Origin of the sequence: Tissierella sp. P1 (assembly GCF_002266425.1) — a bacterium.
GTDB classification, from domain to species: Bacteria; Bacillota; Clostridia; order Tissierellales; family Tissierellaceae; genus Tissierella; species Tissierella carlieri.
This window is the reverse complement of sequence record NZ_NPMN01000015.1, coordinates 78211-100130: the sequence shown is the minus strand read 5'-3', so window position 1 is coordinate 100130 and position 21920 is coordinate 78211. Positions and strand designations below refer to the sequence as shown.

Sequence of the window (21920 nt, the reverse complement as noted above, 5' to 3'; positions counted from 1 at the left end):
AGATATAATTCATCTTAGTCGGCAATGTGCCTATGCCCTTGCTCTAAAAAAATAGCACCAAAATTTTTACATCTTAGTGCATTTATTTTCTATATTGATAATAAGACAGCTCCTCATGCTTATATAAAGATAAACTGAAATTTATAGATTCAATGAAATTAATACTCTGTTAATAAGGGTATATAAACTGATTTTAATACTTTATTAATCCCATTGTCCTGGAAATCTTAATTTTTGTAGTTGTGGGAATTTTTTATTATATTCTTCCACTTCTTCCTTTGGAAGATTTTCAAAAACTTCCGATTCATAGAATTTTCCTTTTATGCCTTTCATACTATCTTCTACTAATTCAATTCCCATAAATGCATCAAAGTTTTTACCCTCGGCAGTTGTAATGTTAAAGTTGTCACATGTTTTAAATCCTATTCTAGGATAATAATCTGGTTCTCCAAAAATTACAATCCCTTTATACCCCTTATTTGCAGCTAATTTCATTGTTTCTCTTAATAACAGCTCACCAACTCCACATCCCTGCCATTTAGGCTCTACGCAAAGAGGTCCAAAGGTTATAATTTCATGTGTATCTGTCCCATCAACAACTCGTGCCTGTGAATACATTATACATCCTATTATCTCTCCATCCTTTACTGCTATTCTGCTTAGCTCTGGAAGATAGTCTTTATCTTGACGTAATTTATGCACAAGATAATGTTCGTTACATCCAAGATGATGCTTATTCCAAAATGCATGCTGTGTCATTAACTCTACATTGTACCAATCCGACTTTGTTTCCATTCTAATTTCTATTTCTTCTCTATTTAATCTTTTCTTTTCTTCTGGAAACCATCCAAATTCTAACCTTACTTCTTTTCTTTGTAAATCATTATTCTTGTAGCAGCAAGTATCCATACCTATCAAGCTAAATCCTTCATGCTGATAAAAATCTATTGCATTAACATTACAAGATTGTGTTTCTAGTATAATAGCACGACGACGTTCTCTTCTTGCTTGTTCCTTGGCCATTTCAACTAACGCATGACCTATTCCTTGCTTTTGATATTTTTCTGCCACCCAAAGTTCTGTAATTCTTAGACGATTAGACCATAGTTCTTGGTCAGTTTCAATTGCGGCAACTAATTCACCATCAACTAACACTCCCCAAGCATAAGCATTCTCCCAGTGATCCTCATATAGCTTATCTGGAAAATCATATTCTTCTGGTGTATGAGTTACTGGCTCTGTAAAATCTTTCTTTTCTATCCCAATAGCGAATCCTTTATCTGTTTTATTTACATAAACATCATAATACTTGTCTGTTATATACCTAATTGGAATAACAGTTCCTTTCCATTTCTCTTTTGGTAAATGTATAATTTCGTATTCCATAGCTTTTATCCTTTCTTCTTATAGCAGCTATTGTCTTAACCTTCTCTAGTTCTGCTCAATTTATAGTTATAATAATCCCTTCAAAAAATTCCTGTTCATAGTCATGTAAATTTAACCTTAACCTAAATCAATTATATCCATTGAATAGTCATCTACAATTTGTGCACTTAAAATGTTGTTCTCATACTTAATATTGCTTTTTGTGTGTTTTTAACACTTAGGGCAAGTAATACGGATTTCATTCTATTTTGTATCCATTGAGGCAAAGGTTAATCACTTATGATTCGTTCTTCCATGCTCTTTACTTTTCTATGTGTAACTGACCGCACCATTTTTTCTGTTAGTGAGGATAAAAAATACCTGACTGAATTTGCTACAACAACTTTATACTCGGATTGTTAAAGTTTGCCCATGCTATATTACTGTTAATGTATCTAACCATTCTATAAGCTACTGGCCTAAACCCGCACTTGGGCCAAAATGTTGAAGAAGCAAGATTGGTTATTCTCCAATCTGTTATCATACTGTTATATCCCTTTTCTTTCATAATCCTACAGCCTTCATTCATTAACTTTTTACCAACACCTCTTCCCATTTGAGAATAGTAAGTACCTGCAATACCCAACTCTACTCCATTGTCGGGTGTCATCAAATCTGAAGTAATCGGACAATATTCTTGAAATCCTAATTCCTTCATGTCCTTTATCGCAATGAGAAACGTTTCGTCATTTTCCTCTACTATACTTTTATATGCAGCTTTCATATCCAATACAACCTCAGGTAACGCAGGCTCAAACGTAGGTGCAGAATTATGATATGATTGGATTATGCTAGACATTTTACCCATCATTTCACTATCCATTTTATTAGCAACTCTAATCTCTGCATCAGATACATTTTCAAAGGGCTTGTAATCCTCCATGTTCATTACCCCGTGTACTTGCTGGATAAAAAAGCTTAATCGTTGGTAGGCATCATAGTACACCTGATTTCCAAGAGGTATTATAGTGTAGTGCATAAAGCAACCTTGCTCTAGCCACGCCACTGAAACCTTTGCATATAGATTCCTTATAAGTTCAGAGGATTGATCCATTCTGATTGCTATTCCCTCATAGGGCACCCATACGTGTCTACCCCTAAGAGTATCAATCTTTATCTCTCCGATTATATAACCTACTAGTTCATTATTAGTAAATGCTCCTATCCCAATGACCTTATTATTAACAAACAATTTTCCAAGTATATCCGTTGCATATTTAACATTAAGACAACTGTTTTTTAGAAACGGAAACACTTCACCTTCAAAACTTTGCCTATGTATTAGCAAATCAGCCATTGCGGGTATATCATCTATGCTAATTGGCTTGAACTCACATATTTTCATTTCTATTCCTCCCCCTTAATAAGTTTACATTATATTACATATTCTATCATAATAGATTATTACTAGATATGTAAAAATGAATTATTAATTTTTTGTCTTATATTTTCGAATCTTAACGCCTATTCAGAAATAAAAAAACGCCTACAAGTATTGATACATCTTACTTTTAGGCCATTTTTGTATTTACTTGTGATACAGTTCGCCATAACAGTTATAACAGAGGTTTTTCCTGTACATATATACTTTTACCGTATAATATAGCAGAACAGTTTTGTTACATTTTCCAACAAACTTCCTGATAAATACCGCCAAGCTATCAATTATTCGTCCATCTGCTTTTCATAAATATAGAGGCAAAATTCTACGTCTTTTTGGGGCTGTATCTCATCAACCTTCCTATAACCATGTTTTTCATAGAATCTATGGTTGCCAGTATTGAGATATGGAGTATCTAAGGTCCATCTCTTAACCTGGTCATATTTCTTTTCTATGAATTCAATTGCCTTTGAACCAATCCCCCGGCTTTGATATTCTGGAGAAATAAAAATAGCCCCTAAGCAGAAATGCCCATCCCCCAAGTCGTATAAATTTATTCCTCCTGCTATCATATCATCCACTAGGATTTTGTAGTACATACCCCTTTCTATTTTAGAAGTATGCCATTCTATAGAATCAATTCCAGGTGGCAATGCACCATATTTTTTCAGATCATCATGAAATGCTTTCAGAGAAATCTCCCTTAATGTTTTTAAGTCCTTCATTTCTGCAACAGCAAAATTTATCATACTATACACATCCTTGCCATAAAATTTGTGCTGACTTCCAGCTAGCGGTAATAGCCTATATAATATTGAAAATTACATTCTTTTCACAGGTTCCAATGAGGTTAAATAGAAATCATTATGAATAGGTATATGTTGACTCATTCTGTTAAGCACCTCCTTCCTTTGATGTCTTACATGTCTATAACATAATAATATCACTTGACGTCGGGTCAATTGCAATAAGTTTTTAATAAGCATTAAATATTTTTTAAATTGAAACCCCACTGTTGAGTTTTATGTTTAGATTAAAGAGCCACGATATCAATATCGTGGCTCTGCTAAAAGCTTATTTTAATCCCCTATAAAATAACCGCTATTACTTATGGTACGGTCTTACACATACTACTCCACATCAGCCAACTGGGATTATTTCTTAATCTGCTGTAAGATATCAAACATCGCTTCCGACGAAGCACCTTTTACCCTGATTTCCACAAGGATATCTCCATACAACACGCCGAAGCACATTCGGGAACCTGATTCATCACCTGTATCCGTAATCTCATATGTCCGTGCCTGTACAGCTTCGAGCGTTATCTCCTCACTGAGGAAAATTGGATTATCAACAATCTCCCGTAAATCGTCAGGCACTGAATCGGCGCGGGGAATAGGATAGAGTGAGAGGTCGTAATTCTTCTTGTCTGCAATAGATGTGATACGGGTTTTGTCGTTATCATTGAGTATTGAAACGCGCCAGTCGATATATCCCATACCTTTTCTCCAGTTAACAAACAGTGCATCCTGCTCTTGATTGATAAAGCGTAAGGCATCCTCAAACACAAATCCAGCAGGGACTTCTGCCGGTAAATATGCACCGAAATCAACGTCCGCGCAGGCTTCATCAAGATTGAGCCGATCTTGACGCAGTTCGGGCACAACCGGATGAAATACATTAAGATCGCCAGCACCTCCTTTAATCAGAAGACCGATCAACTCAGATATTTCATTCTTGAGAGCTTCCTTTTCCGTTTCTGTACCACCAAGTTCCACATAATAAGCTACATCTGAAAGCTTGAAGGTGGCAAAATAGATGACATTCCTAAGCCCCTTGCTGTTCGAGTTAGTCTCAAAATACCCAGCTGTGACTAGTGTTCCCAGGACATCTGAGGCTTTTGTTTCAACGTCAAACCCATAGTCGAGTACGACTGCACCGGGCCCAATCTGGATATAGGTCTTGAGTCCAGCAGCGGATACGGCATGGGCATCAATATTGAATAGGGTTGCTCCATTTTTATCACTTTGAAAATTCGCCGTTGCTGTAATGGTACGTGTATTTACCAACGCGGGGAAAACAGCGTTAAGCTCGTCGACGGTTAGCTCTTGCTCAAAATGCCCCGAAATAGCAATGTTGGCCGCGACTTGAAAATCGGCTTTATTGAAATATAAAGTGTATTTGCTTGACGTGTCGGGCGCAGCGCATTTTCACTGGGCTGGGAAACGGATGGAGTTTCGCCCGGCATCGGTATTACATTATTTTGCATTAATTGAGGGATTGTTAGAACACCAAGCAAGATAACGGTAAGACAAGCAAAGGCTGCGACATAGCGCTTGATCATAATAGGACGGCTCTTAAGTCTGACATTGTCGGGAGAGGATACTAATCTTTGATGTAACGTTTCCGAAACCAATATTTTATTCATGTATTCGTTATATGCTTTCATAATCGTCCTCCTTTAAAACAAATTTAAGCTTTTGACGAGCTCGAGTCAGATGACTTCTTACGGTGGCTTCCTTTTGCCCGGTCAGCTCAGAAATATCCTTAATGGAATAACCCTCATAATAAAACAAATGGATAACTGTGCGGTATTTAGACGGTAAGTTCATGATTTGCTCAAGTAATTCATACTGCTCTGGCTCTGAAGCTGGATAAGAATCAAGAAGCAGAGTTCTTCGCTTGTGCCAAGGGGATCTCAGTCGACTATTGCAGAGGTTTACTGTTACCCTTATGAGCCACGCCTTTTCATGCTCTTCTGATTCAAATTCGGGAGCCTTCTCATAAGCACGCAGAAATACCTCTTGCACTATGTCCTCGGCATCAGATATGTTTCCTGTAATAGCGAGTGCAGTGCGATAAATCCTATTTTCATGTTTTGTTACAAATTCTTCAAAGTCCTCCGGCCGATAGGACTTAAATGCCATTTGCTCCACCTCCTTTAACCTATATACGCTTTAGATGACAAAAAGGCTGCAAGTATCTTGAAAAAGTTTATACTCCATCGGATGAGACAGAAGAAAGTGCTTGACCATGTTTAAGAAGTATCGACCAACAATCGTCAGCATGTAGAAAAATAGCAGCCCGAATCCATCTATACGGGATCAGACTGCCCAGCAAATTGGATTTTGGATCGCTTCGTATTATACTCATGATTTTATCGAAAAACTGGATTTAACCTCTTTTACTAATTTCATCTGTTAATAATGATTTTGAAATATACATTGCTTTTATTATATTCTTAAGGCGAGTGTGATGGGATGTACCCTCCGCGAATTTCAGCTGTGCTTTTTCACATTTGCTGATAACTGAAGATACGGGCCGTAGTGCTCCTATCAATTCTTCTTTTGTGTACTTGTCCATAACATTCTCATCTGTTATTAATAATTTTGAAATATACATTGCTTTTATTCTGTTCTTAAGGAGTGTGTGCTGAGATGTACCTTCCCCAAATTTCAGCTGCATTTTTTCACATTTACTGATAGTTGAAGATACAACCTGTAGCGCTTCTGCCAATTCTTCTCTTGTATATTTATCCATAGCATTTCACCTCAAATTCTTATTTTTACTTTAGGTAATCCTACAAAATCATTTTCCCACATTTCTAATTACTTAGGTATCATCAGAAAAACCAGACTCATTTCCTTGCCTAAATCCACCCAAAACGCTTTTTCATCTTTAAAATCCACTATGTTATCTATATTTTTGCCTATTTAAAGTAGGTAAAAAGTGGTTTTTCCAGTTTCCTTTGTGCTAAGAGCTTGCCTGACTTCATATCCATTAGCTATTAAATAGTCACAAAAATATCCAATAACTTGATCTTCCGTAAGCATATATCTTCTCCCCTTTTAAGTATTTTTTCTTCAAAGTTGCAATATTCTATGACCAAACCTTACTTCTTGCTTTACAAACCACAATGCTGTAACAGCATAACACTCTCTACATGGCTCGATAGGATAGGATAGAATGAATGTCTTTCGAATTGTCAGTAGGCGAAAATATATCCACGGTATTTTTTGCACTATCGGTAGACCGGAACATATCGACTAATTTTCTATTTTTGGAGTTTATTAGAATAAGCCGACTCATAATACCTGTAAATATGCTTATTTTGCAGGGTTAATATGGATTAACTTTTCCATGATTTCTGATACAATACCATCTAATGATTTGCTGCCATCAACTACATAATCAGCCTTTTCTTTTATTTCATCTAAACCATACAGATAAGCTTTTCTACCTTGTATTAAGTATTGTTTCATATCATCAAAGACATTCTGGATTGAAGTTGTACTATAATCCCTAATAATTCTTCTCGCTAGTGCAATATCTAAAGGAGTATCGATGAATATAGAAAAATCTAAATATTTCGAAATCGCCTTGTGTCTATAACCAAAAGGATAATCCATAATAATATAATTAAGATTTTCCTTTATCAGTTTTTCAATATCCTCTGCTAACAAATCGAGATTGAATCTATTTACATCTGCCCCCTCTTCAATCCATTTGCAGATATCTTCTATACCACTATCAGAATCATAATTTCTGTCATCAAAAAATAACGCTTTTGACTTTGGTAATTTCCTTTGTAATTCCTTTACGATGGTTGTTTTTCCACCTCCTGATATTGCGTTTACAGCTAAAATAAATGGCTTATTGCTCATGTTTAACACCTCTTTATTCATTACATAAATCTTTATACCTATTATAACTCCTTAACCCTGTTAATATTATCTATACTATCCACCTAACCATTCCTACTTCTTCTTCCTCGATATGCTTCCTCAAACGCAAAAACACACTTTTAGTTGAGTGGTTGATTTAGATGTAATTCATCAAACCCCTGTAAAGTCAAGGTTTACGCCTTTGTTATCAATACTACTGTCTCAACGTGCCTTGAGAGTACAATAATGATGACATAAATAGATAGTATCCCCTTGGTGGAAGGGTATATTTCCTAACTTCAAGAATATAAAAAGAAGCTAATTGATTAGCTTCAACAACTGTTCCTTTAATATTTTTATATCCATATCAATAATTTCCCATATTAGATTTAAATTTACACCTTCATAATCATGGACTATACGATTTCTTAATCCACGTATTTTAAACCAAGGAACCTCATTATATTTTGAAAAATATTCTTTATCAAGTTTATTAACTAATTCACCTATTTGACTTAAATTAAACACACAAGCTTCAACCATCATACTATTATTTCTAAATTCATCACAATCTACATCATTGGTATATTTTAATATAGAGTCGATATAGTTAATTATCTTTTGAATAATCTTTTGATTTTTCATATATAACCATACCTCCATTTTCTATTTCTTGCATTATTAAAGAATCTTGCTCAATATGCGATTTATCAATCAAATCTATATCCATTTCTAAAGTATTAACAAGTATTTCTAGCAATCCAACAAAATCAAGTCCTCTTAACTTTCCATTTGTATCAATGTATAAGTCTACATCACTATTTATTGTGGCGTCGCCTTTTGCATAAGAACCAAATAATATTGCCTTATTTATAGGATACTTCTCAAATATGGGAGTTATTTTTTCCATTATAGTTTCAACGGAAATGAAATTGGAAGTCATAGCCTCAATCCTCCTTCTTATTAACTATACACTATATATTAATTATATCATATTCTATTTATAAATTGATATATAGCCCCATTAAGCTATTCTTATTTTATTTTTTGGCTTAATGAAACCCCTAAAAGTTCATCTGAATCTGATATATCAATTGGATAGGTTGGGCTTATTAAAGCTAAATCAATATGGGTTTTTAACGATAAAGGAAATATGACATCCTCGGTTTGCTTAAGCTCATTTATTGACCACCATTTGTATTCACAAATGACCTTAATTTCATTTTTTGTTAAGTTGTTGATGCTTATTTCAACATCATCAGTCTCAACAATATAATATCTTTCATAATATAAGCTTTGCTTAATATTCCTCAATTCAGCGTGCATTATTCGACTAAAAACACAGTTTTTTACATTAATATTTATTATACCCGTTTCTTCATAAATCTCCCTTTTTATTGCTTCTTCAAAAGTTTCATTTCTTTTAACACCACCACCTGGTAGAACCCAAAAACCATCAATAAACTCCTTCGTAGATTTTGAATATTTGTCAAAATATTTAATAAGCAAAATTTTACCCGTGTTTCTATTAATAACTATTCCCCTCGCTGTAAGTCTCAGCATTGTCCTCCCCCTCCAGATAAAATCATCCTTTTTGATTCCTAATCCCTTACTGACTTTAGTCTTAATATTTTTTATTATGGTTATTATATCATATTGGTTTTATCAAATGAACTTATATTTCTATTTTCATATCCCTAGAAGAATAAACTTTACTTTAGCATATACTACATATTTTAATGGAAATGTTCCCTAGAACAGAAAGGACATTGAATGTTATCTATACATTCAATGCCTTTAACCTCTATAACCATTGACACATCTGGGTTTTATGCCTTTACAAGCTTAACCACAACTTCACAATGCCTTGAGGTGACAATAAAGATGTCATTGTAAGATAGTACCCCCTTGGCGGTAGTAAAAGTTTGACTTAATTTGCAAACAGATGAACATTAGATTTGTATTTGATTATCCTTAGTTAATACTAAGTACGGACAATCAAAACGTTTTTCATATGCATTATTTTCTTTAAGTTGCCGATCCCCAAAAAAGTTGGTTAATCCGATTTTATAAAATATGTTAAAGAAGATTAGCGTCCATTTGCTAAAATGAATCGGCTTAGCCAATTGTTGAATATTTACTGGGTTAAATGCACCTCCATTCACCAAGTTAACAATGATATCTACCATTGGATTAATCATTTTCTCTTGTGCAGTAGTTGGTCTCTGGAAGAGCCAATTGTTCAAAATATGCCTCAAGATAGTGAGATTGGCTACTTTCTGGAAATCCTGATTGCACAAAATAACTGATACTCCCTTGGGAAGGCTTTAGTTTTTCAATAAATCTCATGATATGGGATGGAATTGCATGAACATAAAGGGGCATAAAAAACATAACATGTTTATCACTTTCAAAAGTATCTGTTCACATCTCCCATTTATCTCTCTCCTTCAAATCACGAATCTCAACCCTATTACCAAGTACTTCGGTAACTTTTTTTAGTATAATTGCCGAATTGCTACCGCTCTTTCTAGGGGAACCATTGTAAATCACAAGTTTATCCATAGGTCCAACTGATACAGGATCCACGCCTAGCCTTTTCGTTTTCCTAGATTGCAGTTTGACTAGTTGCAGACTTTCATCAATACGGTAAGCCTTCGATTTAAATTGGTATGCTGCACGATACAAATAATCCTCAATAACTTGTTCTTCCTGATTTTTTAATCCTGCCCTATCGAAGTAAAATACCAAGTCTGGATACTTCTTATATCTAGCAACGTGGTGGCATTCCCCATCAACAATTTCTATATATGGATTGTAGTGCGGAATTGTCCTATCAAAAAATGCTTTCGCTTGATGACTAATAAATCCTTGCGCTGTATCCATTAGCAAAATTATAGTATCACTATTTATGTAATCAGCGTTCATATTTTTTGCCATCTGTTTTCTCCCTCAAATCAAATAATGTTTTCATTTTTTCCCCTTTCTACTAAAATAATTTTTAATTATTGAATCCCACTTCCGACCATATGCTATCTTATTCCAAACATTCTACTGGTAGTATACAAGGAAAAAATATTTATTTCAATCCTCGTAAATAATTATTGATTTACAATGAAAATTGACCATCTGGAGATGCGGACAAAACTTGGGACTTTTTTTATGCAACAAGACCAATATATATTAACTTTCTTAATTATCCATTATATAAAAAAGACATGAAAGTTTTCACTCTCACATCCTTATTTTTATCCGTTCCAATATAAGCAATTCACCTTTTTTTTACTATTGCTAAGGAGGATACCTCACCTATTTTTTCTAAGTTTATTAGGATTAATTATAACACTCGCTAAGGTAGTGTAAAATTAATAATCTTGGTATTTAAGATTCAATTTAAATAAAAAGAAAATAGAGAAGACTTTAATCGCATCTCCTCTATATCCACTAAAAGTAAACCCGTTTTATATGATTCTCCATATAGTTCCATCTCTGGAGTCTACTAATTCTATATTACTCTTTAACAGAATATTCCTTATTTCATCCGCCCTAACCCAGTTCTTTTCACTTCTTGCCTTATTTCTCTCCAAAATAAGCGTCTGAATATATTCTTCATCAATATTGTCACTATTAATAATCTCTTCACCTAAAGTGAGATTTAATGAAAATACCTTATCGAAATCCTCTATCAAGTAAACCTTTTCAGTGTTATTTAAAATATTATCCTTTATAACTTCGACTAACACTGTAAAGGCATTTGCTATGTTCAAGTCATTACCTATTTCAGTTGCAAATTTATCTTGATATTCTATTATTTTACTCTTATTTATTATTTCCTCATTTGTATTACCATCAACTATATTTTTAATTCTGCTCTTTAGCTTCTTAAAAGCTACTTGAGAGTCTGTCAAACTTTCAAAGCTAAACATTAGTGGTTTTCTATACCTTGACTGCAGACAGAAATGCCTATAATCTAAAGGACCGTAGCCTTCTTCAATGAGCCTTGAGAGAGTTAAAAAATCTCCACTTGATTTTGACATTTTCCCATTATCAAGTACTAGAAACTCCCCATGCACCCAATAGTTTACCCACTTATGTCCTACAGCACTTTCTGATTGAGCAATCTCATTAGTATGATGTACAGGAATATGATCTACTCCCCCACAGTGTATATCTACTCTATCACCTAGATACTTCATTGACATTGCTGAACACTCAATATGCCATCCTGGAAAACCTGTCCCCCAAGGTGATTCCCACTGCATTATTTGGTTGGAGAACTTTGAGTTTGTAAACCACAGTACAAAATCAAGGGGGTTTTTCTTGAATGGGTCTATATCAACTCTACTCCCTGCTTCAAGCTCCTCTAGACTTAGATTGGCTAGCTTAGCATAGTTTGGATATTTGTCTATTGAAAAGTATACATTACCATTGGCTACATAAGTAAAACCCTTATCCTCCAGTATTTTAATAAAGTTGATCATATCTTCAATATGCTCTGTTGCTCTACATACAATTATAGGCTCTGTTATATTAAGAAGTTTACAGTCCTTAAAAAATGCATCTTCATAAAACCTTGCAATTTCCCATACAGTTTTCTTTTCTCTGCTAGCTCCTAAGGACATCTTATCTTCTCCTGTATCTGAATCAGATTCCAAATGTCCTACGTCAGTTATATTCATAACATGCTTTACCTTTAAGCCTATGTACTCCATTGATTTTTTAAGTACATCTTCAAAAATATAAGTTCTCAGGTTTCCTATATGGGCATACTCGTATACAGTAGGTCCACATGTGTACAATTTTATCTTTCCTTCCTCCATAGGTATTACCTCTTCCTTGACCCCTGTTAAAGTATTAAAAACTAAAAACTTCATATCCTCTCCCCCTAATAAAGTATTGGAAGCAATTGTATCACACTTTTTGTAATAGATGTACATTATATTATATAATTCATCTACCAATCTATCAACTAATAACTTAAACTCTTTTTACCAATTTCCTTCTGTTATCACCCAAATTATCCAATGTCATCTATATTTTATTCTATTATAAGGGTTAAAAACCAGTTATTTTACTGATCCCTATCGCCAAATTGGGCTACGCCTACTACATGTTGTGTCTCAACCTACTTTTTTGCCTCAGAGGTACAAGATGTCATCAGAATTATACTCAGCTGTAGCTTGCTGCCAATCACACTTCGATTCTCTCGTGTTCTTGGGCAAGCCTGACATGAGACGTACATCGACTTCTTCAGTCGTTTTACTCCTTCACAAGTCGTGTTACGGCTTCCACATGTGCCGTCTGAGGAAACATATCCACTGGCTGTATCTCCATTACCTTATATCCGTTCTTCACTAGATACCTTAAATCCCTTTCTTGGGTCACTGGATTACATGATATATATACTACCTTTGCTGGTGATAATTTAACTAAGGATGATAGGAATTTCTCATCGCTACCCAATCTAGGCGGATCCATTATTACTAGGTCTATGCTTTTATTTTCATTTGCCAGTTTCACCATGAAATCTCCTGCATCATCATTATAAAAATATGCATTCTTAATATTATTCTGCTTTGCATTTTTGATAGCATCCTTTACCGCATCCTTATTTACTTCTACTCCTATTACATTTTTAACTTTTCTACTAACTATTAATGCTATGGTTCCAATTCCACAATATGCATCTATAACTGTTTCATTACCTTTCAACTTTGCCATCTCTATTGCCTTATTATACAATACTTCTGTTTGAATGGGATTTACTTGATAAAATGACTTTGCTGAAATCTGAAACTTTACCCCACATAGGATATCTTCTATATAACCTTTTCCATATAAAACTATTTCTTCATTACCAAGAACTACAGATGTTTTTCGATTATTTATATTCATTATTATAGTAGATATCTCTGGATGTTTTTTTATTAAAGCTTTTATGTAATTATTTTTCCCTGGAAATATCTTTGATGCTACTACTAGCACTACCATAACTTGACCTGTAGAAAAACCGCGTTTAATAAGCACATGTCTTAGAAAACCTTCCTTTGTATCCTCATCATAAGGTTTCATCTTGAAAGATTTCATAAAGCCTTTGATGGTTTCTATGATTTCATCTGCTTTGCTATCTTGGATTATACATCTATCTATATCTATTACATCGTGAGTATTTTCTTGATAAAATCCAGATATAATCTGTCCTTTTTTATCATGGGAAAATGTTGAATGAATCTTATTTCTATAATAATAGGGTTCTTCCATAGTTAATATCTCATTTACTTTACAGAAAGATCCTAATAAATCCTCAACTTTACTTTGCTTAAACTTACTTTGTCCCTCATATGACATCTGTTGAATTTGACAGCCTCCACATTTATTAAAATAAGGACATGAAGGCTTTACTCTATATTTAGATTCTTCTTCTATCTCTATTAACTTAACAGTTTCCACGTTTTTATTTTTGACTATTTCAATTATTGCTGTTTCATCTTCTAGTAAATTTACTATATGAAATTCTTTCCCTTTTAATTTTACTATTCCTTTACCCTCTTCATCTATACCTATACATTTTACTTTTAATCGTTCTTTATTCATTCCTTCACCTTTTATCCTTATTTAGAGTGCCAATATAAAAAACTATATTATATTCATTATATATAATCCTAAACTTTTATCGTAACACCATATTTTAAACTATAACACAAATTATGATTTCTAATATTATTCTGTCCCCTCTAAGGGGAGGAATGCATTATAACCATCATAAAATAGAAAGCCTTAATATTCTATCATAATTCCAACCACATTATACTTAAACTGTCATGTCTCTCTATTTCCTCAAAACCTTGTTCCTTATACATGGCAAATGTCCCTCTATAGGCCTTTTCTGGCGCTTCCTTAATCTCTATTGGAAGTGCTATAACTGCATCAAAGCCTTGTGCTTTGAAATCCTCAATTGCCTTCTTAAGTACAAGTCTAGCAATACCTCTTCCTCTATATCCAGGATGAATTACAAAACAAATTATGCACCCAACTTTTTTCTCCTTTATTATATGATCAATATCATCTTCTAGTCTCTTAAACTCACGTACATCATTTGCATTACACCAGCCGATACATTTGTTTCCATCAAAAACTAGGTAACCTTTCATATTTCCAAGCTTTATTTGCTCTATTGCTTCTGCACGATTCTTTTCTCCCGTTCTATTCTGCCATTGTTCAAATGAGCAGTTTGTATGATAGTATCTGCAAAAACAAGTAGACCAATGGGGAGCATGGGCAAAATCCAAATTTCCAAGATATTCAACAAAGGTTTCTGCTAACTCTGGACTGAGTGATTTTACTTCGTAATTCATATTTCTCCTCCTTTTTTAAATATCAAATTATTTATTCTCAATTCCTATAATATCTTATCTATGATTGAATAGGGAAAAACATCTACTAATTATATTTTATTTGTTTAATACTCGTTGTTTATTTATACTAACTTAAAGTCATAGAATATTGCATTGGTCAAACCTTTATATTTCTCTTCTCCAATTCTTTGGGGCAAATAATGCTATTAAGGTAAATAGTTCAAGTCTACCTAGGAGCATTAGCAGTGAGAAAAATGCTTTGCTTATTTGACTATATCCGTTAAATGTGCTAGTAGGTCCTACAACTCCCAATCCTGGACCAATATTGCCTAAAGTTGCAGCTACTGAACTAGCGGCAGATTCTAAGTCTACACCTTCTAATGACACTAATATAGTAGACAGCACAAATATTATCATATACAATCCAGTGAAACTATTGATGCCTGCTATGGTTTCATTGGGTAAAATTTTATCATTAAGTTTAACTGGCTTAACCGCTCTAGGATGAAAGATTTTCAATATTTCCCTTTTAATTAATTTGAGTATAACTAATATTCTAATAACCTTCATACCTCCAGCTGTAGATCCTGCACTTGCACCTATAAACATGAGAAGCAATAAAATCGCCTTACTAAAGGTTGGCCATATATCAAAGTTAGCAGTAGAATATCCGGTTGTTGTCATTATAGAGCCTACCTGAAAAAATGAATCTCTAAATGCTAATCCCATGCTAGAATACGTAGTTTTAAACAAATTAATTGCTATTACTGTTACTGATATAAAAACAATTGCAAAATAAAGTCTTAGTTCTTCATCTCTAAATACATCTTTTACTTTACCCTTAAACAGAGAATAATATAGAGAAAAATTTACACCTGATAATACCATAAAACTTCCTATTACAAGGTGAATATAAGTGCTATTATAGGCACCTACACTAGCATTTTTAGTGGCAAATCCACCTGTACCAACTGTCCCGAAGGTATAAACTAGAGAATCAAATAAAGACATTCCTCCAAATTTCAATAATATAACTTGAATTATAGTAATAGTAAAATATGTTATATATAATATTTTAGCCGTATCCTTTATCCTAGGTGCTATTTTCCCTGCAATAGGTCCTGGACTTTCTGCCTTGAATATTTGAAATGCTCCTATTCCAAGGGCTGGTAGTAATGATAAGGTGAAAACTAATATTCCCATACCACCTATCCAATGTGTAAAGGAACGCCAAAATAATATTCCCATTGGCAGCACCTCAACATTGGCTATTACTGTTGCACCAGTAGTTGTAAATCCAGATACTATCTCAAAAAATGCATCAATATAGGTGGGAGTACTACCTGATATATATAATGGTAAGGCTCCTAGTAAAGATATTGACACCCACCCTAATGATACAATTGCTAAACCTTCCTTCGCATTTATATGTCTATCACGGCTTCTATTTCTAGTTAGACCAAAGCCAATTGCTCCAGTTATTAGAATAGTTATTAAAAAAGCTAGCTTATCCGCTTGATTTGTATATAGAGATATAAGTAAAGATGGTGTCATGAGTATAGACTCCAGAATTAATATACTACCTAATACCTTTAGCACGATTCCATAATTCACTTAGTACCCCTCCCTTATTTGATTTGAAGAACATCTTTAGGGTAGGCAAATCCTCCGTTAGACAAAATACAACTATTCTATCATTGGCATGTATTATAGATTTACCATTAGGTATTATAACTTTTCCATTATGAACTATGGCACCAATTATTATTCCTTTAGGTAATTTTAATGCCTCTAAGGTCTTTCCAACTATAGGTAAATCCTTCCCCACAATTATTTCTGTAACTTCTCCGTCTCCACCTATCAATAGAGAAACTGATACTATCTTTCCACCACGGATATACTTTAGTATATTACTTGCTGCAATAACAGTAGGATTTAGAGCAGCATCTATACCTAATCTATCAATTATCTTCGTATAGTTCTGTCTACTAATCTTTGAGATTGTCTTTGGAACTCCAGATTGTTTAGCCATAAGAGCCATGAGTAAATTTTCTTCATCATATCCTGTTACTCCTACAAAAGCACCCATTGAATTCAATCGTTCTTCCTCTAATAGATGTATATCTGTACCATCTCCATGTATAATGAGTACATCATTAAGTATCTCCGATAATTCTTGACATCTTTCCTTGTCCTTTTCTACCAATGTAACTGATATATTTACCTTTGATAGCTTTTGAGCAAGATATAATCCGATATTACTACCTCCAAGAATCATTACTCTCTCTATTTCCTTTTTAGTTATGTCCTGAGTAAACTTGTTGTTTAGATTATTTATGTCATCATTTCTACCTATGACATGAATTGTATCATTTGCTAATAATTCTGTAGATCCATCTGGGATTATTATATCTCCATCTCTAGATATAGCTGTAATCAATAATCTATCGAAATCTTCTAATTCCATTATTTTCTTACCTACAAATTCTTTCATATGCTCAATATTAAAATCAATCATTTGGACCTTTCCACTAGCAAAATCCCCTGAATAAAAGTTATAGTTCTTTAATAAATATTTTTCAATTGCTTGAGCTGTTGATAAATCAGGATTTACTATATGATCGATTCCCATTTCAGCTTTTATAAAATCTAGCTGCTGCATATACTCAGGATTTCTAATACGAGCTATAGTCTTTTCACACCCTAGTTTTTTTGCTAAGGAGCATATAAGAGTATTTGTTTCATCACTATCAGTCGATGCAACTAATAAGTTATATTGACTTATACTTAATTCTCTAAGTATATTTATATCTATTCCATTTCCTAAAACAGTTAAGACATCTAAGTGTTCGTTTACAAAGTCTATTACTTTTGGGTTATTGTCTACTACCGTTACATCTATATCTTCTAATACCATAGATTCTGCCAGCTTGTATCCTAACTTACCAGCACCTACTATCATTACTTTCATTTTCGTCACCTCATATTTAATATACCAAATAGCTTTATAGAATAATAGGGGGATTTTATAAAAACAAATAACAAAACAAAGCTAAAGGACTATTTCCTTAGCTTTGTTTTGCAAATTGCACATCTTCTTACCTATTTTCTAATATTAGATTTTCTTATTAGAAAATATCCTAAAGTATAGCAGACTATAGCTATGAAAAATGTTAAAAAAATTGTAGTGGAGCTATTAAATCTCGACCATAGCCATTGGTACATATCCGAAAACCCTAATATTTTTTTTGCAGAGAAATTACCCAATATTTGAAGAATAATGACTGTTATACCAAATCCTATCCAAAATTTATATCCAAATCTATATTGCAAGACCCCTATCAAATTAGTCACTGAGACAAATGTTAAAAAGAGCAAAGATAAAGTTAAAACTATAAATAATATATTATCAGTTGATGTGTTAAATATACCAAATTCCACCATTGGCTTATATCCTAAAGATGCAACAAAATATTTATCAATAATTTGTAGGATAACCTGAATAGCTGCAAAACTCAATGTTACTATAATATTATTGACTATAACGGATTTATAAAAATCTTTTCTTGTGACTCCAAAGCTAAGGGCCAAGGCAAACTCTTCATGATACATAACGATACCATAAACAATGAAGAATATGAATATAGGCATTATATTTCCTCCAACAATGGAAAATATATCATCCTTGCTGCTAAATAACCCTATTTTTATCTTCGAATTAAAATTTACCATTAATATATAGGTTAATATATTAATTACTAATATGACACTCCAAAATCCTAGTATTGATTTTTTTAATCCATGATTTTGAAATTTAAAAATCCTTTTAGTTGCGCCCATTAGAATACTCTCCCTTCATAATATTTTCAGTAAGATATATAAATAGCTTTTGAAGTGGTATATTACTTATTTCAATATTATTATCTTTTATATATTTGGTTTCTTTTTCTGTTAAATTACCATATATACCTACTATTTTAGTAGAGCCAAACTCTTCTCTATGAATTACTTTCTTATCCTTTATAATTGAATTAATTAAATCTTCACGACCAGATAAGAAATATGACCTTTCTTTAAGTGCATTTACTTCATCCTTTAGCGTAATTCTCTCATCATTAATGATGATTACCTCTTCAAATAGATTAGCTACTTCATCTATTAGATGAGTGGATACTATTATTGTTCTAGGATTTTTTTCATAGTCTTCAAGAAGTAAATTATAAAATTTATATCTCATTGCTGCATCAAGTCCTAAAGTAGGTTCATCAAACATAGTAAGTCTTGATCTCGAAGCAAGACCTATGACTAATCCTACAATGGTTTGATTCCCAGTTGATAACTTTAATAATTTTTTCTTAGTATTCAGATTAAATTCCTTTACTAAATAGTCCTTATATTCTTCATCCCAGTTTTTGTATATAATTTTTGCTAGAGTCAATATATCTTTTACTTTTCTTTCTTTAACAGAGTTTGGGAAATCCTTTACCAAACAAATATCTTCCATTGCTTTTGAATTTTCAAAAACATCCTCATTATCTAATTTGATTTCTCCAGCACTTCTTAATATTTGACTAGATATTAAATTTAGTAATGTAGTTTTTCCTGCTCCATTTCTTCCCAGCAATCCATAGATTTTATTTTCTTCAATATTCAAGTTAATATCTGTTAACACTTTATTTTTTCCATATGATTTGTTTAAGTTTTTTATTTCAAGCATTCTATTCCCCTCCCCTAAATTCTTCAATAAACTTTATAATTTCTTCTGTGGTTATTTCCAGCCTATTAGCTTCTATCATTATCTCAGGTAATATTTCTTTGAAAAACGAAGATTGCCTTTTTTTAATTATCTTTTTTCTTGCTCCTTCTGCTACAAACATGCCAATACCTCTTTTCTTATAAAGAATACCCTCTTCTACCAGAATATTTAGTCCTTTACCAGCTGTGGCTGGATTTATCTGATATATCTTTGCAAATTGATTTGTAGAAGGTGCTTGTTCTTCCTCTTTTAAATTTCCTAGTAAAATATCATTTTCAATTATCTCGCTATCTGCACATAAATTGATTTATCCGTACTTAAGTCTAACAAATTACCACCTCCTTGGGTTTGTTAGTTGGTTAGTTAGTTATGTAACTAAGTATATAGGTTCTTTTATTCTTTGTCAATAGATTCTCATAAATAATTTCAAAAAATTAAAGGAACGAAGATACTAAATATCTTCGTTCACTTTTTATATATTAGTTTATTTTTGACTCAATTATAAAATCATATCTAGTTTTATGATAGTCTTAATCACAAAATAATAATAGGAGAATATATAATCTTCTATAAACTATCTGGGAAGTCCTGTCTAAATTTTTCTACTAATTTTTCTTGCCAATCTGATGTGGCTTCTAATCTACCAAAGAAGAACCTAAGATTCTTTGGTTCCTCAACAAACTTTAGCCCCCCTATTAAATGGCGATTCTTATGAAGCCAAGTAATCCTATCTATGGCATATTTAACTTGGGATAATGTAAATACTCTACGAGGCATTGCAAGTCTTAGTAATTCCATATTAGAGAAGACCTCATTACCATCTTCATCTCTTTGTTCGGACATAGTTCCACGTTCCATACCACGTATACCACCAGATATATATAATGCAGCACCTAATGCTCCTGCTGGGTACTCCTCTTGAGGTATATGAGATACAAATTGCATTGCATCTATATGACAGCCTAGTCCCCCTGATGGTGTAACAACTGGAACACCATTCTTAATTAGTTCGTCAGTCATAAATGAAATGAATTCAGGTCCTTGATTAATAATGTTTTCATCCATAGTTTCATCAAGACCTACTGTTAATGCCTCCATCTCCCTGACAGACATCCCCCCATATGTTAGAAATCCTTCATATAGAGTTATTAGCTCTCTCATTTTCATGTATAACTCTTTATTGTTGGTACATATCCCTCCGCCTCTTGCAAATCCTAGTTTACGAGCTGAGAAATAAATTATATCACATAAAGATGATAATGCTAAAGTAATCTCTCTAATGCCCATTAATTTACATCTTTCTTCTCTTTCCTTAATAAAATGCAAATTATCTGCTAATAGACTAGCATCTAATACTAATAATATTCCATGTTTATTACATACTTCCTTTACTTCTTCTAAATTTCCAAGGGAAAATGGCTGACCACCTATTAAATTTGTTCCAGCTCCATGCGAACAAATGCAATTTTTTCTGAACCATTCTCCTCTATTATAGACTTTAATTTATCTATATCCATATTACCTTTGAAGGGATGATCATTGTTTACTTCTATGCCTTTATCTATAATAATCTCTTCAACGCTTCCTCCATTAAGAATGATATGAGCCTTAGTAGTTGTAAAATGATAGTTCATTGGAACAATAGAGCCAGATGTAACAAAAGATTGTGCAAGGATATTTTCACATGCCCTTCCTTGGTGAGTTGGCAAGAAGAATTCTGTCCCAAATATTTCTCGTATTTTTTCTTCAAGTCTTACAAAGGTTTCACTACCAGCGTAACTATCATCTGCAACCAGCATAGCTGCCTGTTGTCTATCACTCATAGCATTTACTCCACTATCTGTCAACATATCCATAAATACATCCCTATTATTTAAAAGGAATGTATTATTTCCAGCTGCCTTCATACATTCTAATCTTTTTTCAACTGGTAGTAACTCTAATTTTTGAACTATACGCACTTTATGCATCTCAAGGGGAATTTGTTCTCCACTAAAAAATCTAATTTTTGACATAATTATTAAACCTCCATTTTGATTAAATTTTGTATTTGAGTTTTGTATTTTTTAATTAAATAATAATAGTCAGAATCCAATTTAATCATCCCCTTTATGGTAAAAAGCTTCTAAGAAAACATTAGTAGCAGCTTTTCTTGGCCACTGCATAAGCTACTTGCATGAAATCAAAGATTCCAATAATCTGTTTAAAACTCATTGATGTCAAGCTCTTAATCTAAAAAAGATAAAAGCAGAACTTCCCTATTAGTTATAAACTTAGAAATAAAAAACCCGTCCTCTGTATAAAAATACACAAAGGACGGGTAATTTCCCGTGTTACCA

22 protein-coding genes, 1 pseudogene and 1 other annotated feature (1 of these 24 running past the window's edge) are annotated in these 21920 nt (G+C 33.0%); all 23 genes and pseudogenes read right to left on the bottom strand.

The window, feature by feature from the left end; translation table 11 throughout:
- Positions 1 to 204: 204 nt before the first annotated feature.
- The 23 genes and pseudogenes from CIW83_RS23015 to CIW83_RS24385 all read right to left on the bottom strand — a co-directional run bounded on the left by CIW83_RS23015 (position 205) and on the right by CIW83_RS24385 (position 21596).
- Positions 205 to 1386 (bottom strand): GNAT family N-acetyltransferase, encoded by a 1182-nt coding sequence (locus CIW83_RS23015; RefSeq protein WP_201259848.1) that lies wholly within the window; start codon positions 1384 to 1386, stop codon positions 205 to 207.
- 373 nt (positions 1387 to 1759) lie between these two features.
- Positions 1760 to 2770, bottom strand: coding sequence for a GNAT family N-acetyltransferase (locus CIW83_RS12150; RefSeq protein WP_094901542.1), 1011 nt, complete (start codon positions 2768 to 2770; stop codon positions 1760 to 1762).
- 320 nt (positions 2771 to 3090) lie between these two features.
- On the bottom strand, positions 3091 to 3555 hold the full coding sequence (locus CIW83_RS12145) for a GNAT family N-acetyltransferase (RefSeq protein WP_094901540.1): 465 nt from the start codon (positions 3553 to 3555) through the stop codon (positions 3091 to 3093).
- Positions 3556 to 3960: 405 nt separating this feature from the next.
- On the bottom strand, positions 3961 to 4875 hold the full coding sequence (locus CIW83_RS12140) for a hypothetical protein (RefSeq protein WP_201259847.1): 915 nt from the start codon (positions 4873 to 4875) through the stop codon (positions 3961 to 3963).
- Between the two features lie 32 nt (positions 4876 to 4907).
- Positions 4908 to 5255 (bottom strand): hypothetical protein, encoded by a 348-nt coding sequence (locus tag CIW83_RS23010; protein ID WP_201259846.1) that lies wholly within the window; start codon positions 5253 to 5255, stop codon positions 4908 to 4910.
- On the bottom strand, positions 5242 to 5733 hold the full coding sequence (locus CIW83_RS12135) for an RNA polymerase sigma factor (RefSeq protein ID WP_094901538.1): 492 nt from the start codon (positions 5731 to 5733) through the stop codon (positions 5242 to 5244). Before CIW83_RS12135 ends, CIW83_RS23010 begins: the two co-directional genes overlap by 14 nt.
- A 247-nt stretch (positions 5734 to 5980) precedes the next feature.
- Positions 5981 to 6346, bottom strand: coding sequence for a hypothetical protein (locus CIW83_RS12130; RefSeq protein WP_094901536.1), 366 nt, complete (start codon positions 6344 to 6346; stop codon positions 5981 to 5983).
- Positions 6347 to 6912: 566 nt separating this feature from the next.
- Positions 6913 to 7470, bottom strand: a complete 558-nt coding sequence (locus CIW83_RS12125; RefSeq protein WP_094901534.1) for a hypothetical protein — start codon at positions 7468 to 7470, stop codon at positions 6913 to 6915.
- 318 nt (positions 7471 to 7788) lie between these two features.
- Positions 7789 to 8115, bottom strand: a complete 327-nt coding sequence (locus CIW83_RS12120; protein ID WP_094901532.1) for a DUF86 domain-containing protein — start codon at positions 8113 to 8115, stop codon at positions 7789 to 7791.
- Complete coding sequence (locus CIW83_RS12115; protein WP_094901530.1) at positions 8081 to 8413, bottom strand: nucleotidyltransferase family protein; 333 nt, start codon at positions 8411 to 8413, stop codon at positions 8081 to 8083. Before CIW83_RS12115 ends, CIW83_RS12120 begins: the two co-directional genes overlap by 35 nt.
- 92 nt (positions 8414 to 8505) lie before the next feature.
- On the bottom strand, positions 8506 to 9033 hold the full coding sequence (locus CIW83_RS12110; RefSeq protein ID WP_094901528.1) for an NUDIX domain-containing protein: 528 nt from the start codon (positions 9031 to 9033) through the stop codon (positions 8506 to 8508).
- A gap of 861 nt (positions 9034 to 9894) precedes the next feature.
- Complete coding sequence (locus CIW83_RS12100) at positions 9895 to 10410, bottom strand: hypothetical protein (RefSeq protein ID WP_094901524.1); 516 nt, start codon at positions 10408 to 10410, stop codon at positions 9895 to 9897.
- Positions 10411 to 10931: 521 nt separating this feature from the next.
- Positions 10932 to 12344: a cysteine--tRNA ligase gene (cysS, locus tag CIW83_RS12095; RefSeq protein ID WP_094901522.1), complete on the bottom strand. Its 1413-nt coding sequence runs from the start codon at positions 12342 to 12344 to the stop codon at positions 10932 to 10934.
- A gap of 385 nt (positions 12345 to 12729) precedes the next feature.
- Positions 12730 to 14064 (bottom strand): 23S rRNA (uracil(1939)-C(5))-methyltransferase RlmD, encoded by a 1335-nt coding sequence (gene rlmD, locus CIW83_RS12090; protein WP_094901520.1) that lies wholly within the window; start codon positions 14062 to 14064, stop codon positions 12730 to 12732.
- Between the two features lie 194 nt (positions 14065 to 14258).
- Positions 14259 to 14825 carry a GNAT family N-acetyltransferase gene (locus tag CIW83_RS12085; protein ID WP_094901518.1) on the bottom strand — a complete coding sequence of 189 codons (567 nt, stop codon included), beginning with the start codon at positions 14823 to 14825 and terminating at the stop codon, positions 14259 to 14261.
- A 165-nt stretch (positions 14826 to 14990) separates the two neighbouring features.
- Positions 14991 to 16439, bottom strand: coding sequence for a TrkH family potassium uptake protein (locus CIW83_RS12080; RefSeq protein WP_094901516.1), 1449 nt, complete (start codon positions 16437 to 16439; stop codon positions 14991 to 14993).
- Positions 16405 to 17796 carry a Trk system potassium transporter TrkA gene (trkA, locus tag CIW83_RS12075; protein ID WP_094901514.1) on the bottom strand — a complete coding sequence of 464 codons (1392 nt, stop codon included), beginning with the start codon at positions 17794 to 17796 and terminating at the stop codon, positions 16405 to 16407. The genes CIW83_RS12080 and trkA overlap by 35 nt, the downstream gene beginning before the upstream one ends.
- A gap of 131 nt (positions 17797 to 17927) precedes the next feature.
- Positions 17928 to 18665: a hypothetical protein gene (locus CIW83_RS12070; protein ID WP_094901512.1), complete on the bottom strand. Its 738-nt coding sequence runs from the start codon at positions 18663 to 18665 to the stop codon at positions 17928 to 17930.
- Positions 18652 to 19542: an ABC transporter ATP-binding protein gene (locus CIW83_RS12065; protein WP_094901510.1), complete on the bottom strand. Its 891-nt coding sequence runs from the start codon at positions 19540 to 19542 to the stop codon at positions 18652 to 18654. Before CIW83_RS12065 ends, CIW83_RS12070 begins: the two co-directional genes overlap by 14 nt.
- A 1-nt stretch (position 19543) precedes the next feature.
- Entirely contained in the window at positions 19544 to 19702 is a 159-nt protein-coding gene (locus CIW83_RS23715) for a hypothetical protein (RefSeq protein WP_235601306.1), read from the bottom strand.
- A 51-nt stretch (positions 19703 to 19753) separates the two neighbouring features.
- Positions 19754 to 19849: pseudogene (locus tag CIW83_RS24895) on the bottom strand (GntR family transcriptional regulator); the annotation flags it as partial.
- A 299-nt stretch (positions 19850 to 20148) separates the two neighbouring features.
- Positions 20149 to 21012 carry a tryptophanase gene (locus tag CIW83_RS23005; RefSeq protein WP_255374405.1) on the bottom strand — a complete coding sequence of 288 codons (864 nt, stop codon included), beginning with the start codon at positions 21010 to 21012 and terminating at the stop codon, positions 20149 to 20151.
- Positions 21012 to 21596 (bottom strand): beta-eliminating lyase-related protein, encoded by a 585-nt coding sequence (locus CIW83_RS24385; RefSeq protein ID WP_201259845.1) that lies wholly within the window; start codon positions 21594 to 21596, stop codon positions 21012 to 21014. Before CIW83_RS24385 ends, CIW83_RS23005 begins: the two co-directional genes overlap by 1 nt.
- A gap of 294 nt (positions 21597 to 21890) precedes the next feature.
- Positions 21891 to 21920, bottom strand: a binding site (T-box leader); it runs 231 nt beyond the window's last position.